Here is a 23,411-nt window from a genome sequence, read left to right as displayed (position 1 = left end):
AGGCAGCGAGCTGGCTACCAGGTCACCGGCAGTTCGTAGACGCCGTAGGCGAGGCGGTCATGCTTGAACGGGACTTCTTCGATCGGCACGGCCAGCGCCATGGTCGGGACGCGGCGCAGCAGGGTCTGGAACACGATCTGCAGTTCCGCCCGCGCCAACTGCTGGCCCACGCACTGGTGGCGGCCGTAGCCGAAGGCCACATTGCGATCGGCTCCCGAGCGGTGCAGGTACAGGCGATCGGGTTCGGCGAAGGCCTGCGCATCCCAGTTGGCCGGTGCCAGGTCGATGATGATGCCCTCGTTGGCACGAATGGTCTCGCCACCGATATGAATGTCTTCCACGGCGACGCGGCGCTGTCCGTTTTGGATGATGCTGAGGTAGCGCAGCAATTCCTCCACCGCGTTGGCGAGAATCTTCGGATCCTCGGCATCGCGGATGACGGCGGCCTGGTCCGGATTCTCCAGCAGCGCAAGCACTCCGAGCCCGATCATGTTCGCGGTCGTCTCGTGCCCGGCGATCAGCAATCCGGTGCCCAGCTGCGCGGCTTCCTTGACGCTGAGCTCGCCGGCCTTGACCCGCTCGGCGAGGTCGGAAACCGCGTCTTCCGCAGGGTTTTCCATCTTGGCTTCCACCAGCTGAGCCAGGTACTTGTGCAGGCTCATCGCGCCCTTCATGGTGTCCTCGGCGGCGGCAAAGCGCGCGAGGCCGACGTTGGCGTGGTGCTGGAACATCTCGGCGTCCTCGTAAGGCACGCCCAGCAATTGGCTGATCACCAGCGACGGAACCGGAAGCGCAATGGCGGCAACGACATCCGCGGGCTGCGGGCCGGCCAGCATCGTGTCGATGTGGTCGTCGGTGATCTGCTGGATCGTCGGGCGCAGACCCTCCACCCGCCGGAACGTGAAGGGCTTGGAGAGCATCCGCCGGAACCGGGTGTGCTCCTCGCCGTCGGAGGTGAACACCGACCGGGGCCGCTTGTGCACGGTCGACAACATGCCTTCGTTCCAGTGCGGGAAGCCGGGCACCCGGTCGTCGACGCTGACCCGCGAATCCGAGAACAGCTCGCGCACTTGCTCGTAGCCGGTGATGAGCCACGGCGTACTGCCATCCCAGATCCGCACCCGAGACAGCGGCCGGGACTCGGCCAGCGCCATCACGTCCGGCGGCGGGGCGAACGGGCAGCGCGGCTCCCTGGCCATCGGATAGTCCGGAATGTCGGCGGTCTGCTCTGTGGTGGCACTCGTCAGAATGTCTGACATCTCTATTCCTCGATGTGGATGGCCAGGGCGGGACAGGCGGCCGCCGCCCGCCTCGCACCTTCGGCCTGGTCGGCCGCAGGACTGGGATTGAGTAGGACGACCACGCCGTCGTCGTCACGCTGGTCGAACACCTCGGGCGCATTCATGACGCAGTTCCCGGACGAGGCGCAAACATCTTGGTCAACAGTCACTTTCATTTCAAACCACCTCACTCGTACGCCGTCACGGGCGCCAGCCACAGGCCCACGATCGCGTCGATGAGCCCGGACGCCGCAGCGCGCCAGGAACGATGGGACGTCAACGTTCCCGCGACAAGCGCGCGTTCACGGTCGGCGCAGGTGTGCATCAACAGGTTTCGGGCCATGATGTTGCGTTCGAAGTGCACCTCGGCCGGCAGCTCGGGCAGACACCGGTTGATGCCGTCGACGACCTGAACCAGCGAGGGCGAGCTGAGCGCGCCCTTGACGATGATGTTGTAGTAGGCGGGGTCGGTCATCGCCTGCGCCGCGAACCGCGCGTACCACGTCGGATTTCCGAGCTCCTCGAGGTGATCGGTGAGCGGGCGCACCAGGCAGGCCACCCAGTTGCGCAGTTCGGCGTCCCGGCCGTCGGCGGCGCCGGAGGCCAACAGCTCGTCGACCATCCGCTCGCGGAGCTGTTCGACGGGTCCGCGGTGCTTGTGCTCGATCGCGCGCACCAGGTCGGCCTTGGTGCCGAAGTGGTAGCCGACCGCGGCGTTGTTGCCCTGGCCGGCAGCCTCGCTGACTTGTCGGTTGGACACCGCGAACATGCCGTGCTCGGCGTAGAGCCGCTCGGCGGCCACCAAGATCGCCTCTTGAGTGGAGCTGGCCCGCTCGGTGCGCACGGTCCGGCCGACGGTGGTCATCGGCCCAGTCAACCCGCCGCAGGCCGTTAAGTCAAGCGCTTGATTTAATCCGCAGCCGACCTCGGAGCGGGACGCCGCCGACACAAGCGGCCCGGGCGCGGGCTTACGGTCGCGTGTCCGAGTTTGGCCCCGCGTGTTGCGGGTATTGCAGCTTCGCAGCGTCCTTCAGTCAGCAGGGACGGTTCTGCTTCTCGACAGACGGGACGGTGCCGCCAGGGCGCGCGGCTGCCCCTACAGATTTTGAGAAGGGGCCTTGAGTTTGTTGCGCGTAGCTTCGGTGCCGGCGTCGCACGTCTACGTCCGCCACCTCGGCAATCCGTACTCGGATTGTGTTGTGCGCCTGGATGATCCGGCGCCGGCGGATGGCCGCACCGTGCCGGGAGGCTGGTGGCCGCCGCTGATGTTGGAGCCGGGCTGGGTCAGCGACAACCACTCACGATTCGACGTGTTCCACATCCACTTCGGGTTCGACGCCATCACTCCGGAGGATTTGGCCGGAGTCGTCGAAGAGCTCAAAAAGCACAACAAGCCGCTGGTGTACACGGTGCACGATCTGCGCAATCCACATCACCCGGAACCCGAGGCCCACGCCGCCCAGCAGGACGTCCTGATTTCCGCCGCCGACGAGCTGATAACGTTGACGCCCGGTGCCGCACAGCTGATTTGGCGAAACTGGGGGCGGCGGGCCCGCGTGTTGCCGCACCCGCACGTGCTCGAAAAGGAGTGGATCGAGAGGCCCCGCGCCCGCGGCGAGCGATTCGTCGTCGGCCTGCACGCCAAGAGTTTGCGCGCCAACATGGACCCGTTGCCCGTCGTGGACGCGCTCGCGGCGATCGTGTCGTCCCTGCCCGACGCGATCCTGCAGGTCGACGTCCACGACGAGATCTTCGATCCCGACAATCACTGGTTCGCACCGTCGACCGGCGCGGCACTGCTGGCCTACGACTCCCACGAGCATGTGCAGGTCCGGGTGCACCCGTACTTCTCGGACGACGAATTCTGGGATTATCTCGCTTCGCTGACGGTGTCCGTACTGCCCTACCGGTTCGGCACCCATTCGGGCTGGCTCGAGGCGAGCTACGATCTCGGAACCGCCGTGGTGGCGCCCAGCTGCGGCTTCTATCACCAGCAACGCCCGTGCGGTGTTTTCGGTTTCGGTGACCAGGGCTTGGATCCCGTGTCGCTGTGCGGTGCGATCCACCGGGCACACGCGCGTTGGGCCGCCGGCTGCCCCGCCCCCCGGGCGGACTGGGTGGCGCGGCTCGCCGAAAGGCGAGAGCTCGCCGCGGCGCATCGTGCCATCTACGCGAGCGTCCTGCGATGACGGAGCCACTGCGCGTGGCGCTGATCGCCTCGACCCGCCATCCGATTCGCCAACCGTTCGCCGGGGGCCTCGAAGCGCACGTCTGCCACCTGACCCGCGCGCTCGCATCCCGCGGCTATCGGGTGTCGCTGTTCGCCGCGGCGGGTTCGGATCCCGGTTTGAACTGTCAGACGCTCGACGTGCGCCCGTTGCATCTGTCGGACGCGGCGCGCCGCGACGTGTCGATGCCCCCGGCAGATTTCATGGCCGATCATCACGCGTACCTATCGTTGATGTTGTGGTTGGCGGGGCCCGGGAGCCAACAGTTCGACATCATCCACAACCACAGCCTGCATTACCTTCCGGTGGCGATGGCCTCGGCGTTGTCCACCCCGATGCTCACCACGGTGCACACGCCGCCGACGCCCTGGCTCGAGTCGGCGATCGGTGCCGCCACCGGGCAGGGGACCCGCTTTGCGGCGGTCTCCCGACACACCGCTGCGGCGTGGCGAGGCCTCACCGGAGATATCACCGTGATTCCCAACGGCATTCATACGGGCCAGTGGCCCCTCGGCCCGGGTGGGCCGTCTTTGGTGTGGTTTGGCCGGATCACCCCGGAGAAGGCACCCCATCTGGCGATCGCCGCGGCCCAACGGGCGCGCAGACCGTTGGTCCTCGCCGGTCCGATCTCCGACCAGCAGTACTTTCTCCGCCACATTGAGCCCCACCTTCGGGGAGACGTCCGGTATGCGGGCCATCTGGACCAGCGGCGACTGGCCCACGTGGTCAACCACGCCGCAGCGGCGCTTGTCACCCCGACCTGGGACGAGCCGTACGGCCTTGTCGTCGCCGAAGCGATGTCGTGCGGCACCCCCGTCGTAGCGTTCGCGCTCGGTGGCATCCCCGAACTCATCAGCGCGGCGTCGGGGCGACTCATCGTCGCCGGTGACGTCGCCGCCATGGCGGACGCCATCGGCACGGTGCTCGCGCTACCGCGAAAGCGGGTGCGCGAGCACGCCATTCGCCAGTGTTCGGCCGAAGCGATGGTGACCGCCTACACCAATGTGTACCGAGAAATGATCGACGACTTCGCGGGCAGGCAACATGATCGGGTACTACATTCACCACCACGGGTTCGGGCATCTGGCGCGGGCCATGAGCGTCTGCGCACGGATGCGCCGCCCGGTGACAGCCATGACATCGCTGGATGTGCCGGAGCCCCACCCGTTTTCGGAGGTCATGAGGTTACCGCGCGATGACGAGGGACCGCAGCCACGCGAGGCCACCGCACACGGCGCGCTGCATTGGGCGCCCCACCACGACCCCGGGCTGAGCGCCCGGATGAACCAGATCGCGGAGTGGGTGTCCGACGCGCGGCCCGAGGCCGTCGTTGTCGACGTATCGGTGGAAGTGGCGCTGTTCATCCGGTTGCTCGGCGTACCGGTGATCGTCGTGGCGTTGCCCGGCAGCCGCGTGGACGCCCCGCACGTGCTGGTGCATCGCCTCGCCGATCACATCGTGGCGGCCTGGCCGCGCGCGTTCTGTGTGCCGTCATGGCTGCGGCAGTGGGAGGACAAGACCAGCTACGTCGGTGGCATCAGCCGCTTCGAGGGCCGCGATCGTCGCGGCGGCGAGCCCGAGTCATCGGCACGGCCGTTGAACGAGACGCGCGTCGTCGTATTGGGCGGGGCCGGCGGCGCATTCGGAACCTCGCTGCAGGACTGTGCCGCAGCGGATTCGGTCCGGTCATGGACGACGCTCGGCGGCAAGGCCGGTGCGTGGAAACATGACCCGTGGCCCGAGATCCGCGGGGCGGATGTCGTCGTCACCCACGCGGGTCAGAGCTGCATTGCTGATGTCGCCGCGGCGAGACGTCCCGCTTTGGTCCTCCCGCAGTCGCGGCCCTTCGATGAGCAACACGCGACGGCCCGGATGCTCAAGCGCCACCAGCTTGCGGTGGTCACGCACGGCATGCCCGACCCACGGGCGTGGCCGGCGCTGCTGACCGCCACCATGGCGACCGATCCGCGACGGTGGCGACGGTGGGAAGTGGATGGGGCGGCCGACCGTGCCGCCGAAGCCATCGAGTCGACGGCCCGCCGTTGTAGGCAAGGCACGTAGTGCGCACCGCCGTCATCACCGTCGTGCACGGCAGGGGCGACCACCTGCGGCGGCAGCTCGAAGGCCTCGCCAGCAGCACACTGCGGGCGGACCTGCACATCGTGGTGGCGCTCGGTGACCCCACCGTCGCCGCCCTGGTAAGCGAGCTGAAGGCGCCGGCGCTGGTGGTTGAGTGCGAGGCCGCCCGCCCGTTGCCGGTGGCGATGGGACGCAACGTGGGAGCGGCCGCGGCGATACGAAATGCCGCCGAGCTCTTGGTTTTTCTCGACGTCGATTGCATTCCCGGCGCGGAGTTGCTCGACCGCTACCACGGAGTCGCAGGCAGATCCGAACACGCGGACGCGATCCTGAATGGCCCGGTCACGTATTTGCCACCACCCGGGCCGGGCGGCTACGTGATCTCCGAGGTGCGGTCGAATCCCGACCCGCATCGTGCTCGGCCCGCACCGCGGGACGGCGCCGTCCTCTCCACGACGGACTATGCGCTGTTCTGGTCGCTGTCTTTCGCGGTGAAAGTCCCTACGTGGCAGCGGATCGGGGGATTCTGCGAGCGGTACCGCGGCTACGGCGGAGAGGACACGGACTTCGCGCAATGCGCGGCGGCACGCCAAGTTCCGATGCGCTGGGTCGGCGGGGCCCACGCATTCCACCAGCACCATGCGGTCGCCGATCCCCCCGTCGACCACCTCGAGGACATACTGCGCAACGCCGAGATCTTCTATGGGCGTTGGGGCTGGTGGCCGATGGAGGGCTGGCTGTCCTCCTTCGCGGACCAAGGCCTGATCCGTCGCGACGCCGACGGACGTCCCCGCCCTATCCCCCACCCTTCTTGGGCCGAATGACCTTGCCCGCCACCGTTCCGCCGTCGACGGGCAACACGGTCCCGGTGACGTAGCGCGACCGGTCGGTCGCGAAATACAGCGCGGCCTCGGCGACGTCATCGGGCGTGCCGTCGCGCTTCAGCGGGCGGTCATCGCGCATCCCCTGGCGAATCCGCGCCTCGAACTGCTCGAGCTGTTCGGGGTCCATGCCGGCCGCCGACTTCCCCAAGATCGGCGTGGGGATGCTGCCCGGCGCGATGGCGTTGACCCGAATCTCGTGGTACGCCAACTCGATTGCCGCGGACTTGGTGAACTGGATGACCGCCGCCTTGGACGCGCGGTAGATCATCACGCCGCCGCCGGCCTGGATCCCGCCGATCGAGGTGATGTTGATGATGGATCCGCCGCCATGTTCGGCCATGTGCCGCGCGGCATCTCGGGTGCCCGCCATGACGCCCAGCACGTTGACCCCCATCACCCGATGGAAATCGGTCAGGTCGTCGTCGAGCAACTTCCGCAGGGGGCTCGAGATTCCGGCGTTGTTGACCATCACGTGCAGGCCACCGAACTTCGCGACGGCAGCGGAGACCAGCGCGCCGACCTGTTCGGGGTCGGAGACATCCGTCGGCCGGAAGAGGGCATTGTCGCCCAGCGACGCCGCCAGCGCCTCGCCCCGGTCGGCCTCGACGTCGGCGATGACGACGCGTGCGCCCTCGGCCGCAAACCGCTCCACGAGGCCCCGGCCGATGCCGGACGCGCCGCCGGTGACGATGGCGACCTTGCCATCAAGTTCGTTAACCACCTGACGAGTTAATCGGGGCCCTCAGCGTTAAGTCAAGCAGTTGATTTAAGACTGTGCGGGCCGGGTGCTCGTCGCCCCGGCGACGCGCGCCATCGGTAAGGTCGTACAGCAAATCCTTCGGACGCGGCGGTGTGGGTGAAAGTTCAGCAGGCGCAACCTTTGCGCGGCCGGAGCGCGGAATGCGCGGCGCTCGAACGCCTGGTGTCGGACGCCCGCGCGGGCCAAAGCCGGGTCCTGGTATTGCGGGGGGAAGCGGGCATCGGCAAGACCGCATTGTTGGACTTCGTTTCCGAGCGCGCTTCAGGATTTCGCGTGGCGCGGGTGGCGGGCGTGGAGTCCGAGATGGAGCTCCCGTTCGCCGCGCTGCAGCAACTCTGTGTGCCGCTGCTCGACTTCTCCGACCGCTTACCGGCTCCGCAACGCGACGCCCTGGAGATCGCCTTCGGGCGAAGCGCCGGACGGGCACCGGAGCGCTTCCTGGTCGGGTTGGCGGTGCTCAGTTTGATCGGCGCGGCGACGGAGTCGCAGCCCTTGATCGTCCTGGTCGACGATGCGCAGTGGATTGACCGTATCTCGGCCCAGACGTTGGCGTTCGTCGCCCGCCGCCTGATCGCCGAGCCGGCGGCGATGGTCTTCGCGATGCGCGACGGTGCCGTGGCGTTGGACACCGACGAGCTGAGCGGGCTGCCCGAATTGACGCTCGGCGGGCTCGAACCGGGCGACGCCCGGGCGTTGCTGGATTCGGTCATCCTCGGCCGGCTGGACGACCAGGTGCGCGATCGCATCGTGGCGGAAACGCGAGGCAATCCGTTGGCTCTGCTGGAGCTGCCGCGGGGCCTGACCGGCGCGGAGCTGGCGGGCGGCTTCCAGCGCCCGGAGGTGCGACCGCTGGCGGGACAGATCGAGCAGACATTCCTGCGGCGGATCCGCTCGCTTCCCGACCACACCCAGCGCCTGTTGACGACCGCCGCCGCGGAGCCGGTGGGCGACGCCGCGCTATTGCTGCGCGCCGCCGAGCATTTGGGCCTTCCGCCGGACGCGGCGGCCGATGCGGAAGCGGCCGGGTTGATCGACGTGGGGACCCGGGTGCGGTTCCGCCATCCCCTGGTGCGCTCGGCCGCATACCGCACGGCGGACCTGATCGAGCGCCGACGGATCCATCGCGCGCTGGCCGAGGCGACCGACAGGCGGAGTGACCCCGACCGCCGCGCATGGCATCTGGCCATCGCGGCCCACGGCCCGGACGAATCCGTTGCCGCCGCGCTGGAGCGCTCCGCCGACCGCGCCCAGGCCCGGGGCGGCGTCGCCGCCGCGGCCGCCTTCTTGGAACGGGCGACCCAATTGAGCGCCGAGCCGTCCCGCCGGGGAACGCGGGCGCTCGCGGCCGCTCAGGCCAAACGCGACGCGGCCGCCTTCGACGCGGCGGACGAGCTGATCACGGTCGCCGAGGGCGCGTCGCTGGACGAGTTGCAGCAGGCCCGTGCCGCCCGGTTGCGCGCGCAGATCGTCTTCGCCCGAAGCCGCAGCGGTGCCGCCGACGCGCCAACGGTCTCCGACGCCGCCATCGGTTTGCTCGATGCCGCCCGCGGGCTGGAGAGACTTGACGACGCGCATTCCCGCGAAACGTACCTAGAAGCCTTGGGGGCGGCGATGTTCGGCGGCCGTCTCTGCCCGCACGGCGGCATTCACCTGGTCGCCGAAGCGGCCCGCGCCGCGCCGCCCGGGCCGCAACCCGCGCGTCCGGTCGACCTTCTGCTGGACGGCATCGCGTTGCGGGCCACGGCCGGGCAAGTCCCGAGCGTGACGGCGCTGCGCGACGCGCTGGCCCGCATCCAGGACGAAGCAGAGCGGGGCGACGATGTGCTGCACTGGTTCTGGCAAGCCTTTCCCGTCGTCCAGGAATCTGCCGTCCACGAGCTATGGGACGACGAGGTATGGCACCGTCTGGCCACCCACGCCGTTCGGCTCGCGCGCGGTGCGGGCGCACTCGCCGTGTTACCGCACGCCCTCGTCTACCGCGCCGGAGTGCACGTGCAGGCGGGCGAATTCGCGACGGCGTCTCAACTCATCGAGGAGGCCAAGGCGATCTCGGCCGCCACCGGTTATGTCCCGGTCAAATACCACTCGGTGCTGTTGGCCGCGTGGCGCGGCAACGAGGACGTCGCGACCGCCCTGATCGAGCAGGCCGCCGCGGACGGGATGGCAAGGGGCGAAGGGCGAGTCGTCGGATTGACCGGGTATTGCGGCGCCGTCCTCTACAACGGCCTGTGCCGCTACGACGATGCCTTCGCGGCGGCCCGCACGGCATGCGAATACGAGGACCTGGGCCTGTTCGGGTGGTGCCTGATCGAACTCGTCGAAGCCGCCGCGCGAAGCGGCCAAACCGACGCGGCCCGCGACGCCCTGCGCCAACTGGAAGTCCGGGCGCTCAGCGCCCGAACAGATTGGGCCGACGGGGTTTTCCTTCGGTCCAAGGCGCTGCTGGCCGCCGACCGCGACGCGGAGGCCTGCCACCTCGAGGCGATCGACAAGCTCGCGCGGACGCGCATCGCCGTCCAGCTGGCCCGCGCGCACCTGTCCTACGGGGAGTGGCTGCGCCGTTGCAACCGCCGGATCGACGCGCGCTCCCAGTTGGGTACCGCCCACGAGATGTTCACCCGGATGGGTGCCGACGCGTTCGCCGCGCGAGCCCGCCGCGAGCTGCTGGCCACCGGCGAGAAAGTGAACAAGCGGTCCGGGAAAACGGGAAACGCATCCGGCGGCGAGCTGACGGCGCAGGAGGCCCAGATCGCCCGGCTGGCCGGTGAGGGCCTGACCAACCCCGAGATCGCCGCGCAATTGTTCATCAGCAGCCACACCGTCGAATGGCACCTGCGCAAGGTGTTCGCCAAGCTCGGCATCACCTCCCGCCGGCAACTGCGCGGCTTGGCCAAGGAGTTTGGCCCCCTGAGTTCGGCATGACTACGGACTTTCCAGGGTTCCCCCGGACCAGCGCGCGGGCCATGCTGAAGAGGCCAGTTCGTCGGGAAGCGTGAAAGGCGTGGTCATGAAGGTTTTGGTAATCGGTGGCAGTGGGTTGATCGGATCACAGGTTGTCACCCTGCTCACCGAGCAGGGACACGAAGCCGTCCCGGCGTCACCGAGCACGGGCGTCAACACGGTTACCGGTGAGGGGGTCGCCGAGGCGGTCGCCGGTGTCCAGGCGGTGGTGGACGTCTCCAACTCGCCGTCGTGGGCAGATGACGACGTGCTGAACTTCTTCACCACCTCCACCCGCAACCTTCTCGAGGCGGAGCGGGCCGCGGGCGTGCAGCACCACGTCGCGCTCTCGATCGTGGGAGCCGACCGCGCGGCCGCCAGCGGCTACATGCGGGCCAAGATCGCTCAGGAAAAGGTGATCGTGGAATCCGGAGCCCCCTACACCATCGTGCGGGCCACTCAGTTCTTCGAATTCGTTGCGGGCATTGCGGATTCGATGACCGAGGGTGACACGGTCCGGGCGCCGCATGGGGCGTTCCAGCCGATCGCCGCCGCGGATGTGGCCACGGCCGTCGCCCGCGCCGCGATCGGTGAGCCGGTCAACGGGGTGATCAACATCGCCGGACCCGAAAAGCAGGGCATGGACGACTTCATCCGGACCCGGTTCGCCGCGACCGGCGATGCCCGCGGCGTGGTGACCGATCCGGATGCGCAGTATTACGGCGCGGTGCTCGACGAGCGCATGATCGTTCCCGTCGAGGGCGAAGAAGTGACCATCTACCCCACCCGGTTCGGCGACTGGCTGGCCTCGCAGGCGCCCAGCAACGCCGAGTAACGGCTGGAGGAGGCGGTCCGATGGAGCTGATGGACCACACCGCGGTGATCACCGGCGGGACGGCGGGCATTGGACTGGAATCGGCTCGGCTGTTCGCCAGCGAAGGCGCCACCGTCATCGTCTCAGGCCGCGATCCGGCCAGGGGTGCGCACGCGGTGGAGGTCATCGGCCCGAAGGCACGGTTCATCCAGACCGATATGGCCGATATCGATTCGGTGAATTCGCTTGTGCAGCAGTGCGGTGAGGTCGACATCATCGTCAACAACGCCGGCAGCTTTCCGTCGGCGTTGACGGTGGAGCAGGGGATGTCGGCGTTCGAGACGATGTTCGACACGAACGTGCGCGGCGCGTACTTCCTGGTTGCCGGCCTGGTCCCGGGAATGCTCAACCGCGGCCGCGGCAGCATCGTCAACATCACGACCATGGCCGCCTTCAAGGGGATTCCCGGTGCGTCCGGCTACAGCGCCTCCAAGGCCGCGGTGGAATCGCTCACCCGCACCTGGGCCGCCGAATTCGGAGGGGCCGGGGTGCGGGTGAACAGCGTGGCGCCGGGGCCCACTCGCACCCCCGGGGTGGCGGCGGAATGGGGTGACGTCAACGAGGAGCTCGGGCGGGCACTGCCACTGGGGCGCACCGCCTTCCCGTCCGAGATCGCCGAAGCGGTCCTCTTCCTGAGCTCCCCTCGCTCCAGCTTCATCACCGGCTCGACCCTGCACGTCGACGGCGGCGGCGCCGCGGTTTGACCGCCGCGGCGGTCAACGTCGAGTTGTTGCGGACTTTTCGCCGGCGTTCGCTCTACGGTGGGTAGTTGCGCAACGACGAGGAGCATTCATTGCCCGGGCAACCCACCAGTGACGTAACCTTCGACCGAACCCGGCTCACCAGGCGCGGTTTCATGGCCGCGGGCATCGCCGGCGGGTTGGCGCTGACGGCGTGCAGCCAAACCAAACCCGAACCGTCGGGCAGTGCCCGGATGGCCGCCGCCGTCGATGCGGCCGAGGCCGCCCGGCCGCACAGCGGCCGGACCGTCACCGCCACCCTGACGTCCCAGCAGGTGCAGATCGACCTGGGCGGACCGGTCGTCCGCACGCTAGCCTTCGGCGATTCCATCCCCGGCCCGGTGCTCCGCGCCAGCATCGGTGACCAAGTCGTGGTGACGGTGAAAAACCGGCTCGATCATCCGACGTCGGTGCATTGGCACGGGATCGCCGTGCGCAACGACATGGACGGCGCCGAGCCCGCCACGCCCAACATCGCGGCCGGCCACGACTTCACTTACCGGTTCTCCGTGCCCAACTCGGGCACCTACTGGGCACATCCGCACACCGGCCTGGACGAGGACACCGGGCTGTACCTGCCGGTCATCGTGGACGACCCGACCGAGGGCAATTACGACGCCGAATGGATTGTCGTCCTCGACGATTGGACCGACGGCGTCGGCAAGAGCCCCCAGCAGCTCTACGCCGAACTGAGCAACCCGAACAAGTCGCCCATGCCCGCCACATCCGAGACGACCCCGACCACCACGCCGGCGAGCGAAGCGAGTACGACCGAGACCAGCCCGACGACTTCGACGAGCCCGGCGCCCGGCGGGCCCGGGCCCACGGCGGGAAGTGCCGGCAGCAGCGACCTCCTCGGTGGCGACGCCGGAGACATCACCTACCCCCACTACCTGATCAACGGCCGAATTCCCGCCTCCCCCATGACGTTCAACGCGAAGCCTGGCCAGCGGATACGGATCCGCTTCATCAACGCCGCCTCCGACACCACCTTCCGGGTCGCGCTGGCCGGCCATTCGATGACGGTGACCCACACCGACGGCTACCCCGTGGTGCCCGCTGCGGTCGACGCCCTGCTCATCGGCATGGCCGAACGCTACGACGTCCTTGTGACCGCCGCGGACGGTGTCTTCCCACTGGTCGCCGTCGCGGAGGGCAAAAACGCTCTGGCGCGGGCATTGCTGGCCACGGGGGCGGGCAGCGCGCCCGACCCGCAACTGCAGCCCGGCGAACTCACCAAGCGCGTGGGCACCGTCGAAATGTTCACCGCCACAACACCGGTCAACCTTGGGCGCCCCGACCCGAACCTCAATCTCCCGGTCGTGCTGGGCGGCAACATGATGCAGTACAACTGGACGATCAACGGGCAGCCCTTCGGCAAGACGAGCCCGCTGCGCGTGCAACAGGGCCAGCGGCCCACCATCACCTTCGACAACACCACGACGATGTACCACCCGATTCACCTGCACGGGCACACATTCCAGGTGATCAAGCCCGACGGCAGCCCGGGCGCCCGCAAGGACACCGTCATCGTGCTGCCCAAACAGAAGCTCGCCGCCGTTCTCGTTGCCGATAACCCCGGCACGTGGCTGATGCACTGCCACAACACCTATCACCAGGTCGCCGGGATGGAGACGCGCCTGGACTACGTCTTCTGACGATTCAGAGGCTGCCCAAGAATTCGGTCAGCAACCGGTTGACTACTGACGATTGCTCGATCTGCGGGCAGTGCCCGGCGTCGTCGACCACCACCGAACGGGCTCCGTCGATCTGCTTGGCGATCTGGGCCGCCCAGCCGCTGGGCAGGAGCTTGTCGTCGCCGCCCTCGACGACAAGCGTTGGCACGCCGATGCGTTCGTAGGCCCGCACGCTGGACGGGGCGGAGGACGGCGTGGCGCCGGGGCGGCGGAACCTGGCCGCGGCGATGGCCTCCCATGCCCCCGGCGCGGTGCTCGACTCGTGACGGCGCCGCACGTAGTCCTCGTCGTCGGCATAGGCGGGGTCGGAAAACAGGGCTTCGACGATGCGGCGCATGGCCGGCAACGTGGCGTCATAGTTCTGCAGCGCCTCGAAATGCTGGTTCTGCTGGATTTCGCCGCCGCCGCAGATGATCACCAGGCTCCGGACCGGCAGCAGCGGCGTCTCCGACGTGCTGTCGGTGAGCAGGTTGATGGCGCCCATCGAATTGCCGACGAAATGCGCCGAGCCGACGCCGAGCGATTCGCAAAACCGGGCGACGTGCCGGATCCGCATGCCGCGCCCGTCGACGAAGTCGATCACCTTGGCCGAACTTCCGTACCCCAGCATGTCCGGGGCCAGCACCCGGTAGCGTGCGGCGAGCGCGGAAATGTTGCGTTCCCAACCGAGTTCAGCACTCGCGCCGAACTCACCGCCGTGCAGGAGCACCACCGGCTCGCCCTCGCCGGCTTCCAGGTAACCGGTGGAAAGGCCGTCCACCGACAAGGTTTTGCGCTGAACGTCCATCATTTGATCGCGATCGGGTTGACCGGCGATCCTACTGCCCCAACGACTCTCAGCGGCGGGGCGACGAGCTGGAATTCGTAGACGCCATCGGCGGCGCAGTCCTCGGCCAGCGCGGTGAGATCCCAGTACTCGCCGAACATCATTCCCATGTCGCGCAGGCAGAGCAGATGCAGGGGCAGGAACACGCCCTCTACTCCCGAGACCAGGTCCTCGACCTGGAGGTTGTCGGCCGCGACCGCGGCGACCTCGTGGTCGTGCAGCCACGAGGCGCAACTCCAGTCCAGTCCGGAGAAGGGTTCGGTCTTGTCCCCGGTCTGCGCGAACCTCGTCCACCAGCCGGTCCGGATCAGCACGATGTCACCGCGTTCGATCCGCACGCCCTGCGCGCGCGCGGCATCGTCTAATTCTTCGGGTGTGATCGGATTCCCCTGCTCGAGAAAGACTTCCGCATTCCGGTGGCGGACCAGATCCAGCAGCACGCCTCGCGAAGTAATGCCCTTGCCGTCGACCTTGTCTATTCCGCAATGCACGGCTCCCATGCTGGTCACCGAATCCGCTCGGAAGCCGTTGTAGAGCTGCTCGTCGTAGTAGACGTGCGACAGCGCGTCCCACTGACTTGCCGCCTGTAGCGGCATGATGATCAGGTCGTCGTTGAAGCGGAACGGATTGTCGTCGCCCAGGTAACTGCTGAGCTGTTGGGCTATCGGGTTGCTCGCCCACCCCGGCCCGTACCGGGCCAGCGTCTTCGCGTCTCCGCCATCGATGGTCATGATATGGACCGGGTTGTGCCGATATTCGAAGGCGCCCTGCGGTCCTGACGCACCGAAGTCCACACCGAGTGGAAAGACCCTGCCGCGCCGGACCAGGCTTGCGGCCTGGGCGATCTTTTCGGAAGTGATGAAGTTCAGCGTGCCGAGCTCGTCGTCGTCACCCCAGCGGCCCCAGTTGCTGACATCGCGCGCAGCCCGGCGAAAGTCGGTCACACTGGCCACGAAGCACGCCCTTCCTCGAGTTCACGAGCTATCGCGGCGCCCAGGTTTCCGCCGTCTACCCATACAACCTGACCCGAAATATAACTGGCCGCACGGCTATTCAGGAAGAGCAGCACCGCCGCCTGCTCCGCCGGTTCGGACACGCGTCCCAGCGGCTTGGGGATGTCGTCGAGGAAGCCCTGGCCGTATGCCGTACGAAGCTGGTCCAGGATCGGTGTCTCGGTGACCCCCGGCCCGGTGCAGTTGATACGGATCCCCCTGCCGCCCAGCGGCGTTGCGCTGCGCATGGTGTACAGGATGATGGCCTCCTTGGACAGTTGGTAGCCGTTGCCCAGCGCTTCGCGGTGTCGATCGCACCAGTCGATCCCCTCCTGCATGGTCGCCGTGTCGAGCAATGGCGCCACCTCGCGCAGGTGCTCACGGTAGGCGGCCGCCGCGAGCGAGGACACGCTGACGATGGACGACCCTGCGGTCATCTTCGGGATGAGCGCCTCGGTGAGATGGCGTAACCCCAAGAAGTTGATCGTGACGATCAACGGCGGGTTGCCCACACCCGAAGAGACGCCGGCGATGTTGAACAGCGCATCGACCGGCCCGTCGATGGACGCCACCGCGCGATCGATCGATGCCGGATCGGCCAGGTCGACCTCGTGGAAACCGCCGATCCCGAAGTCGGGCCGGCGCTTATCCAGCCCGACGACGTCGGCCCCCAGATCGCTGAGCTGACGCACCACGTATTCCCCGATGCCCGAGGCGCATCCGGCCACCACCGCCCGGCGGCCGTCGTAGCGCCACAGCTCGTCGATTGCTCCCAAGGCTCGCCCCGACATCCTGGTAGAACTCAGGCTCTACTTCTTCTGCTGGTCCTTCGCCCGCTGCGCCGCCTGCACGCGGCCTTCGTTGATCTCCGCCATGGCTTCGGGGATCTCGCTGGCGGTGAACTTACCGCCGCGTCCGGTGGGCAGTCCACCGAACGAGTAATCCTCATCGAACTGCGGTGCGGTCGATTTCGGCCGACGCGCCTCCACCTTTTCGATGACGGGCTCGAGCCGCTTCGCCTTTTCCGCCACGGCCTTCGCATCGCGCTCGATGAATTCGGGGAGCACCTCCTTGCCCATCAACTCGATGGATTCCATGGTGCCCTCGTGGCTGCGCGGGTTGAGCAGCAGGATGATCTCGTCGACGCCGCTTTCTTCGTAGCCGCGCAGGAATTCGCGCACCGTGGCGGGAGACCCGATCGCGCCGCGGCCCGGCCCGTATGCCAGCGTCGGATCCTTGTCGACCTCTTCGAGATACCGCTGCCATACTCCGGTCCGCCCGGGTGTGTGCACCCCGGTCATGTAGTAGTGCATGATGCCGAACGAGAAGAACCCGCCGCCCTGCCCGAGCCGCTGCAACGCCTGCTCGTCGGTCTTGGCCACCATCATCGACAGGTCACCGCCGATGGCGAGGATGTTCGGGTTGATCCGCGGGGTCACCGGGACGCCGTTCTCTTCGAATTCCTTGTAGTAGCCGTTGACCCGCTCGGTCAGCGGGCCGGGCCCGGTGTAGGCGAAACTCAAGGCGCCGATGGCCTTTTGGGCCGCCATCTGCACGCTGGCCGGGCGTGTACAGGCGACCCAGACCGGCGGATGCGGCTTTTGCAGCGGCTTGGGCACGACGTTGCGCGCCGGCATCTGGACGTGCTCGCCGTGGAAGCCGGTGAACGGCTCCTCGATCATGCAGCGGATCGAGACCTCGAGGGCCTCCTCCCACTGGGCGCGCTTATCGGCGGGGTCGATGTTGAATCCGCCGAGTTCGCCGACCGACGACGATTCCCCGGTGCCGAACTCGACGCGGCCGTTGGAGAGCAGGTCAAGGGTGGCGATGCGCTCGGCGACCCGGGCGGGGTGGTTGACCACGGGCGGCAGGTGCATGATGCCGAAGCCGAGGCGAATGTTCTTGGTGCGCTGGCTGGCCGCGGCCAGGAAGATCTCCGGTGCCGTCGAGTGGCAGTACTCCTCGAGGAAGTGGTGCTCGGTCAGCCACACGGTGGAGAAGCCCGCCTTGTCGGCGGCCTCGACCTCGTCGAGGCAGTCCTGCATCATGATGTGCTCGTCGTCGGGCGCCCAGGGCCGCGGCAGGGCGAATTCGTAGAACAGCGAGATTTTCATTGCTACCTCCTATGAGTATTAACGGCTCGATTGGCTGCCTGTGCCGCAACGTGTTTCGCCGCGACATAGCCGAAGGTCATCGCGGGGCCGATGGTCGCGCCGGCGCCGGCGTAGCTGCGGCCCATCACCGGCGCGGAGGCGTTGCCCACCGCGTAGAGCCCGGGCACCACGGTGTCATCGGTCCGCAGGACGCGGGCGTGCTCGTCGGTGCGCAGGCCGCCGGAAGTCCCGAGGTCACCGAGGACGATCCGGAACGCGTAGTACGGCGGATCGCCCAGCGGATGCAAGTTCGGGTTCGGCAACGTGTGATCGCCGTAGTAGTTGTCGTACACGCTGTCGCCGCGGTTGAAGTCGTCGTCGTGGCCGTTTCGGGCGAGTTCGTTGAAGCGCCCGGCGGTTTCGGCGAGCTGGCCCGCGGGCACGCCGATCTTGGCCGCCATTTCTTCCCACGTCATGGCCTGCTTCACCACACCCGATTCCAGCCAGGCCGGAGGAATCTTGCGCCCGGTCGGTACGGGCGCGAACGGGATCTTCGGTATCGGCAGATGTCCGCCGACGACGTAGCGGTTGAACGATCGGTGGTCGGTGATCAGCCAGCACGGGATGTGGGTGACGCCGGATCTCTGGCCCTCGATCATGGCGTGGCCGAAATCCATGTACGGAGCCGCTTCGTTGATGAACCGTTTGCCGGCGCCGTTGACGATGAACTGCGCGGGCATCATCCGTTCGTTGAGCATGAATTGCATGCGGCCGTCCGGCCATTGGATCGCAGGGAACCACCAGGCTTCGTCGAGCAGGTCCGTGGCGGCGCCGACCTTTTGCGCCGCGCGGATACCGTCGCCCATCGCCGCCGGGTTGCCGAAGCTCCAGTCATGGTCCACCTCGGGCAGCAGCTCCTTGCGCCAGCCGAGGTCGTGGTCGAACCCACCCGACGCCAGGATCACACCCAGCCGCGCGCCGATCCGCTTTGACTTGCCTCCGGTTTCCACCACCGCGCCGGTCACCGCTCCGTCGGCGTCGGTGAGCAGCTCGACCATCGGGGAGTCCAGCCACAGCGGGATGCCGCGTTCCCTGAGCGCCAGCCGGAGCCGGGCCGCCAGTGACTGCCCGATCGCCGCCATCCGCTCGCCGAACACCCTGGCCCTCACCATCCTCGCGATCAGCTTGAGCAACACGGCTTTGCCGGCCCAGGATTGACGGATCCGGTAGAAGGTGCGCAACTCCTTGGGGCCCAACCAGATTCCTCTGGGCGCCAGCGCCAGCGGCTGAAGCAGCCGCTGCTCGTCGTCGCCCAGCGTGCGCAGGTCGATCGGCGGCACGTTGATGGTGCTGCCGAGTTCGGAGCCGCCCGGGAGCTCGGGGTAGTAGTCGGCATACCCGGGCTTCCAGACGAATTCGAACCAGCCGGACAGTTGCTCCAGGAATTGGAGCATCTGCGGTGCCGTCTCGACGTATTGGCGAATGCGCGCCTCGCTGACCAGGCCGTCGGTGATCAGCTTGAGGTATCCCACCACGCCCTCGGGCTCGGGCGCGTAGCCCTCCCTGCGCTGGGCGGGCGCGCCCGGAACCCAGATGCCGCCGCCCGACAACGCGGTCGAACCGCCGAAGTGGGAGGACTTTTCGACCACCAGGGCGTCGAGCCCGGAGGCCTGGGCGGTCAGGGCGGCCGTCATGCCTCCCCCGCCCGACCCGACGATGAGTACGTCGACAACGTGATCGAAATCGTCCACTGCGTCCGTCATTTCGGAAGTGCCGTTCTGATGGCGAAACCGGCGATCAGCTCGGGGGCGGGCTTGTAAAAGCGTCCCGTGGTTTCGTAGGGTCCCGCGGCCTCCAGCGCCGCGAAAGCCGCTACCCAGGTGCGGATTTCCTGCGCGGAGCTGCCGCCCTCATGGGCCACGAACGCGTTCGACCACTGATCCAGTTCGCTGAGCCATCCGCCGTCGATGATCTCCAGGAATCGGTGGTCCCACGCCGGGTTGAGGGGTTGCAGGTCACTGTCGCCGGCGGCGAAGCTCTTGGCCGCATCGACGACGGCCGCCTGCCGTGCCTGGCGCTGCTCGGAGGTCATCGGTCGCCCGTGCACGATGCGCTCCAGCACGGGTGGGCCCGCGGTGGCCAGCGTCGGCACGGGCGGACTGTGGGAGAGCCCACCCGAGCCCAGCACCAGGACGCGCTTGTCCAGGGTGGCGAGATAGCCACCGACGGCGGCGCCGAGCGCTCGGCAACGGTGCATCGGGCCCAGCGGCACCCCGATCGCGTTGACGAAGATCGGGATCACGGGACGCGAGATGGCGTCGCCGAACAGCTTTTCGAGCGGCTGGACCGTGCCGTGATCCACGTCCATGCTGGCCGACACCGCGATGTCGACACCCGCGTCGAGGATGGCCCGTGCGCAGTCGCCGGCGAGGTCCTCCGGCACGTCCAGTGGGCCGGCGTGGGTGCCGTAGTCCCCGACTCCGGTGGCGCTCATGCCAATACAGAACGGCGGCATCACCTTGTAGAAGAACCCGTTGTAGTGATCCGGCGAAAAGGTGACGACGAGTTCGGGATCGAAATCCTCGACAAATCCTCGCGCCTCGGCGATCGCGCCCTCGATGTCGTCAAGCAGGTCCCGCGACGGCCCCGGAAGACTCAGGAGCGGGCTGTGCGACATACAGCACAGAGCCAGTGCCACTTTGCAAATCACCCCCTTGCGGCGTCAGGGTCAGCGCGTCAAGGAGCGCGGCGCTCAGGTCGGGAGTGCGCTGAGCGATGCAGGCGCCCGCGATGCATCGGTCGGGGCGCAGGAACAACACCGAATCGGAATGGGTGTCGAACCACGCTTTGAGGTCACCACGCCGATCGCCGACGATCACGACGTCGGGGTCATCGTGCCCGGTCCAGTGCAACTGCGTCACCGGCCGCAGCGCAAAGAAGCGCGCGCCCAGCGCTTTCCAGCTTGCGAAGGCGGCTTCGCCGAGGAGTGTGCGGGGGTTGTTGTTCCAGCACAGCACCGCGAACCAGGTGCCCAGCACGTCGTCGAGCAGCACGTCCTGCCGGTCTCGGGTGTCGACTCGCGGCTGGATGAACAGCGTCCCGACCGGCGAATCACTGCGGCCAGACTCGGCGTGCACGACGGCGCCGTGCTCGTAGCGCGGCATGGGCTTGAACCGCATTTCCAGCACATATCGCTTGAGCGACGGCACGATTGACGCCGACCGCACGAGCAGGTCGCGCGCGCCGGCCACCCGTCGGTTGGTCGGCGAGATCACGCGGCCCACCATGGTGGACAGGTCGATCATCGCGCGCGCATGCTTGCGGCGCTCCACGTCGTAGGTGTCCAGCAGCTTGTCGTCAGCGCGGCCGCTCACCACCGCCGCGAGCTTCCAGCCCAGGTTGGCGGCGTCGCGAATCCCGCTGTTGTAGCCCTGCCCCTGCCACACCGGCATCAAGTGCGCGGCGTCGCCGGCCAGCAGCAGCCGGCCCCGGCGGAAAGCGCCGGCGATCCGCGAGTGGTGCGTGTAGACGCGGCGCCGGATCACGTCGACCCGGTCGGGGTGGGGCACCATCCGGGCCAGCATCTGTTGCAGGAAGGCCGGGTCTTCCGCCTGTTCGTCGGTCTCGTCGGCGTGAATCATGAACTCGAAGCGGCGAATACCGTGGGCGATCGAGATCGAGGCGTACGGGCGCTCGGGGTCGGCGCCGACCTCGCTGTTGGGGTGCCCGAGCGGGTCGTTGGCGATGTCGACCACCAGCCACCGCGTCGAGGACGTCGTCCCGTCGAACGACACCCCCATCACGCGGCGGGTCATGCTGCGACCGCCGTCGCACCCGACGACGTACCGTGCCCGCAGTCTCGTTGTGTCGCCGTTGTTCTCGACGCCGCCGCCGAGCTCGACGGTGACCCCGTCGGCGTCTTCCCGGCAGCCCGCCATCGGGCTGCCCCACCGGACCTGGACGTGGTCGAATCGGTCCAGGCCGGCCAGCAGCTCGGCATCGACGAGCGGTTGCACGAACCCATTTCGCTTCGGCCAACCGAAACGCGCGTCGGGCGGGGCCATTTCGGCAAGCACGCGGCGCTTGGCGTCCATGAAGCGCAGGATCTGGTTGGGCACCGTGTGCGGCAGCACCCGGTCGGCAAGGCCGATCGACTGGAAGGTGCGCAGCGCCTCGTCGTCGAGACCGACCCCGCGCGGGTAGTCGATGAGGGTGTCCCGCTCTTCGACCACCACCGCGCGGATCCCTTGCAGGCCAAGGATGTTGGCCAGAGTCAGCCCGACCGGGCCCGCCCCGACGACGAGGACGTCGGTCTCGGTGTCAGGTGTCTCTTGCCCCGGAGTCGCCATCAGCGACCCAGCAGGAAATCGAGATGCAGGCGGTTGAAGGTCTTGGCGTCCTCGTACTGCGGCCAGTGACCGCATCCGGGCATCACCTCGAAGCGCGCGCCGGGGATCATCGACGCGATGCGCCGGCCTTCGCTGACGTCGGCGGTAGGGTCGTCGCTGGTCCACAGCACCAGCGTCGGGGCGATGATCGAGCCGTACTCGGCCGGACCGAGGATGTTGCGTGCCCGAATCTCGGGATCCTGCAACGCCATGATGTCGCGCATGGCGGAGACGAATCCCGGTTGGCGATAGACGCGTTGGCGGCTGGCGACCAGGTCGTCGTAGTCCTGGGACTTGTCGGCCATCAACCATTTGATCCGCGCCTGCACCGTTTCCCAGGTGGGGTCCTCGGCGGCCGCCATGGACAGGGTGATGATCCGCTGCATCACGGCGGGGTCGGCCTGCGAGCCGCCAGCGGTGTTGAGCACCAGGCGGTCGACCACGTCGGGGTGGTCGACGGCGGCGCGCGCGGCCACCCAGCCGCCCAGGGATTCGCCGCTGATGCACGCCCGATCGACACCGATGGTGCGCAGCACGGCCATCAGGTGCTCGACGTAGTGGTGGACCTCCAGTGGGTGGCCCGGCTTGTCGGTGTAGCCGTGACCCAGCATGTCGATCGACCAGGTCCAGAAATGATCCGCATGGGCGGCCAGGTTGCGCACGTAGGCCTCGGCGTGACCGCCGGATCCGTGCAGCAGAATCAGCACCGGCTTGCCGGGGTCCCCGGCCCGCAGGTAGCGGGTCCGTATTCCTCCGGCGTCGAGGTAGCCCTGCTCAAACGCGACGCCCTGGAGATCGCTCCAGATGCTCTCGAACTCCGCCACGGTCCTGTCCGACCTCCAGATCGGGGAAATCTCGTTCTCGTTTTCGACGTACTTCGTGTGCTAATATCGCACACTAATGTGCGTTATATATAGAGCTTCGCTCTCGCTGGAAGGTCTGTCAAGGCTGTGACTGGTTCCGGTACCGGGTCGCAAACCCTGGCCAGGGGCCTCACCGCCCTGCAGATGGTGGCCGATTCCCCCGCCGGGCTCACCGTGCAGCAGCTCGCCGATCAGGTCGGGGTGCACCGCACGATCGCCTACCGGTTGCTGACGACGCTGGCGGAGTTTCGGCTGGTGGCCAAAGGTGAGGACGGGCGTTACCGCCCCGCGGCCGGTCTCGCCGTGCTGGGCGCGTCGTTCGACCGCAACGTGCGCCAGCTGAGTCTGCCGACGTTGCGCGCGCTGGCCGACGACCTCGGCACGACGGTGTCGTTGCTCATCGCCGAGGGCGACCAGCAGGTGGCGATCGCGGTCATCGTGCCCAGCCACGTCGCCTACCAGCTCTCCTTTCACGAGGGCAGTCGGTACCCGCTCGACCGCGGCGCCGCCGGGATCGCCTTGCTCGCGTGCATGCCACCGCGCCCGGGCGAGCGGGAGCTGGTGGCGCGGGCGCGCGAGCGCGGATGGGTGACGACCTACGGCGAGATCGAACCGAATACCTACGGGCTGGCCGTGGGGGTGCGCCGCCCGGCGCCGTCCCCACCGACGTGCATCAACCTCATCTCGCACCGAGAAGACGTGGTGATGCGCGGGAAAGACGCGGTCGTCAAAGCCGCCAAGGAGTTGTCGGAGCTACTGAGCTAGCC

General features: G+C 67.9%; 21 protein-coding genes. 9 read left to right on the top strand and 12 right to left on the bottom strand.

The window, feature by feature from the left end; genetic code table 11:
• Positions 1-14 precede the first annotated feature (14 nt).
• Genes W7U_RS00355 through W7U_RS00345 form a run of 3 tightly spaced genes read right to left on the bottom strand, consistent with a single transcriptional unit; the run spans position 15 to position 2,145 of the window.
• Positions 15-1,259, bottom strand: coding sequence for a cytochrome P450 (locus W7U_RS00355; protein ID WP_008253636.1), 1,245 nt, complete (start codon positions 1,257-1,259; stop codon positions 15-17).
• Between the two features lie 2 nt (positions 1,260-1,261).
• Positions 1,262-1,456 (bottom strand): ferredoxin, encoded by a 195-nt coding sequence (locus W7U_RS00350; RefSeq protein ID WP_008253634.1) that lies wholly within the window; start codon positions 1,454-1,456, stop codon positions 1,262-1,264.
• An 11-nt stretch (positions 1,457-1,467) separates the two neighbouring features.
• Complete coding sequence (locus tag W7U_RS00345; protein WP_008253633.1) at positions 1,468-2,145, bottom strand: TetR family transcriptional regulator; 678 nt, start codon at positions 2,143-2,145, stop codon at positions 1,468-1,470.
• 277 nt (positions 2,146-2,422) lie between these two features.
• Here W7U_RS00345 and W7U_RS00340 point away from each other — a divergent pair, with 277 nt between their 5' ends.
• From W7U_RS00340 to W7U_RS00325, 4 genes are read left to right on the top strand one after another with little or no spacing between them, the layout of a single operon-like run.
• Positions 2,423-3,469 carry a glycosyltransferase gene (locus tag W7U_RS00340; RefSeq protein ID WP_008253631.1) on the top strand — a complete coding sequence of 349 codons (1,047 nt, stop codon included), beginning with the start codon at positions 2,423-2,425 and terminating at the stop codon, positions 3,467-3,469.
• Positions 3,466-4,707, top strand: a complete 1,242-nt coding sequence (locus W7U_RS00335) for a glycosyltransferase (protein ID WP_014710971.1) — start codon at positions 3,466-3,468, stop codon at positions 4,705-4,707. The genes W7U_RS00340 and W7U_RS00335 overlap by 4 nt, the downstream gene beginning before the upstream one ends.
• A complete protein-coding gene (locus W7U_RS00330; RefSeq protein ID WP_008253627.1) occupies positions 4,688-5,569 on the top strand; it encodes a glycosyltransferase in 882 nt (293 codons plus the stop codon). The genes W7U_RS00335 and W7U_RS00330 overlap by 20 nt, the downstream gene beginning before the upstream one ends.
• Positions 5,569-6,411 (top strand): galactosyltransferase-related protein, encoded by an 843-nt coding sequence (locus W7U_RS00325; RefSeq protein WP_008253625.1) that lies wholly within the window; start codon positions 5,569-5,571, stop codon positions 6,409-6,411. Before W7U_RS00330 ends, W7U_RS00325 begins: the two co-directional genes overlap by 1 nt.
• Here the strand turns inward: W7U_RS00325 and W7U_RS00320 are convergent.
• Positions 6,383-7,192 (bottom strand): SDR family oxidoreductase, encoded by an 810-nt coding sequence (locus tag W7U_RS00320; protein ID WP_008253624.1) that lies wholly within the window; start codon positions 7,190-7,192, stop codon positions 6,383-6,385. The genes W7U_RS00325 and W7U_RS00320 overlap by 29 nt on opposite strands.
• A 201-nt stretch (positions 7,193-7,393) precedes the next feature.
• Here W7U_RS00320 and W7U_RS00315 point away from each other — a divergent pair, with 201 nt between their 5' ends.
• The 4 genes from W7U_RS00315 (at position 7,394) to W7U_RS00300 (ending at position 13,443) form a co-directional block, all read left to right on the top strand.
• The gene (locus W7U_RS00315; RefSeq protein ID WP_036429125.1) at positions 7,394-10,153 is read left to right on the top strand and encodes a LuxR family transcriptional regulator; all 2,760 of its coding nucleotides are present in this window, start codon (positions 7,394-7,396) and stop codon (positions 10,151-10,153) included.
• Between the two features lie 85 nt (positions 10,154-10,238).
• The gene (locus tag W7U_RS00310; protein WP_036428467.1) at positions 10,239-11,006 is read left to right on the top strand and encodes an SDR family oxidoreductase; all 768 of its coding nucleotides are present in this window, start codon (positions 10,239-10,241) and stop codon (positions 11,004-11,006) included.
• Positions 11,007-11,026: 20 nt separating this feature from the next.
• Positions 11,027-11,749 carry an SDR family oxidoreductase gene (locus W7U_RS00305; protein WP_008253618.1) on the top strand — a complete coding sequence of 241 codons (723 nt, stop codon included), beginning with the start codon at positions 11,027-11,029 and terminating at the stop codon, positions 11,747-11,749.
• A 152-nt stretch (positions 11,750-11,901) separates the two neighbouring features.
• Positions 11,902-13,443: a multicopper oxidase family protein gene (locus W7U_RS00300; protein WP_232518778.1), complete on the top strand. Its 1,542-nt coding sequence runs from the start codon at positions 11,902-11,904 to the stop codon at positions 13,441-13,443.
• A gap of 4 nt (positions 13,444-13,447) precedes the next feature.
• On the opposite strand, the gene W7U_RS00295 is transcribed toward W7U_RS00300, so the two are convergent.
• From W7U_RS00295 to W7U_RS00260, 8 genes are read right to left on the bottom strand one after another with little or no spacing between them, the layout of a single operon-like run.
• Positions 13,448-14,269: an alpha/beta fold hydrolase gene (locus W7U_RS00295; protein WP_008253616.1), complete on the bottom strand. Its 822-nt coding sequence runs from the start codon at positions 14,267-14,269 to the stop codon at positions 13,448-13,450.
• Positions 14,269-15,261, bottom strand: coding sequence for a cyclase family protein (locus W7U_RS00290; protein ID WP_008253615.1), 993 nt, complete (start codon positions 15,259-15,261; stop codon positions 14,269-14,271). Before W7U_RS00290 ends, W7U_RS00295 begins: the two co-directional genes overlap by 1 nt.
• Positions 15,249-16,076, bottom strand: coding sequence for a coniferyl-alcohol dehydrogenase (locus W7U_RS00285; RefSeq protein ID WP_008253614.1), 828 nt, complete (start codon positions 16,074-16,076; stop codon positions 15,249-15,251). The genes W7U_RS00290 and W7U_RS00285 overlap by 13 nt, the downstream gene beginning before the upstream one ends.
• 33 nt (positions 16,077-16,109) lie before the next feature.
• Entirely contained in the window at positions 16,110-17,414 is a 1,305-nt protein-coding gene (locus W7U_RS00280; protein WP_008253613.1) for an LLM class flavin-dependent oxidoreductase, read from the bottom strand.
• 2 nt (positions 17,415-17,416) lie between these two features.
• Entirely contained in the window at positions 17,417-19,144 is a 1,728-nt protein-coding gene (locus tag W7U_RS00275) for an FAD-binding protein (protein WP_008253612.1), read from the bottom strand.
• An 8-nt stretch (positions 19,145-19,152) separates the two neighbouring features.
• Positions 19,153-20,070: a 3-carboxyethylcatechol 2,3-dioxygenase gene (locus W7U_RS00270; RefSeq protein WP_008253611.1), complete on the bottom strand. Its 918-nt coding sequence runs from the start codon at positions 20,068-20,070 to the stop codon at positions 19,153-19,155.
• Positions 20,018-21,742 carry a bifunctional 3-(3-hydroxy-phenyl)propionate/3-hydroxycinnamic acid hydroxylase gene (locus W7U_RS00265; protein ID WP_008253610.1) on the bottom strand — a complete coding sequence of 575 codons (1,725 nt, stop codon included), beginning with the start codon at positions 21,740-21,742 and terminating at the stop codon, positions 20,018-20,020. The genes W7U_RS00270 and W7U_RS00265 overlap by 53 nt, the downstream gene beginning before the upstream one ends.
• Positions 21,742-22,605 (bottom strand): alpha/beta hydrolase, encoded by an 864-nt coding sequence (locus W7U_RS00260; protein ID WP_008253609.1) that lies wholly within the window; start codon positions 22,603-22,605, stop codon positions 21,742-21,744. The genes W7U_RS00265 and W7U_RS00260 overlap by 1 nt, the downstream gene beginning before the upstream one ends.
• 126 nt (positions 22,606-22,731) lie before the next feature.
• Between W7U_RS00260 and W7U_RS00255 the strand changes: the two genes are divergently transcribed.
• Positions 22,732-23,409, top strand: a complete 678-nt coding sequence (locus W7U_RS00255; RefSeq protein WP_008253608.1) for a helix-turn-helix domain-containing protein — start codon at positions 22,732-22,734, stop codon at positions 23,407-23,409.
• Positions 23,410-23,411: the final 2 nt, after the last annotated feature.

It is taken from the genome of Mycobacterium sp. H4Y, from assembly GCF_000364405.1.
In the GTDB taxonomy this organism is placed as follows: domain Bacteria; phylum Actinomycetota; class Actinomycetes; order Mycobacteriales; family Mycobacteriaceae; genus Mycobacterium; species Mycobacterium intracellulare.
The sequence above is the reverse complement of the archived record's forward strand: the minus strand, read 5'-3'. Positions and strand labels throughout refer to the sequence as shown.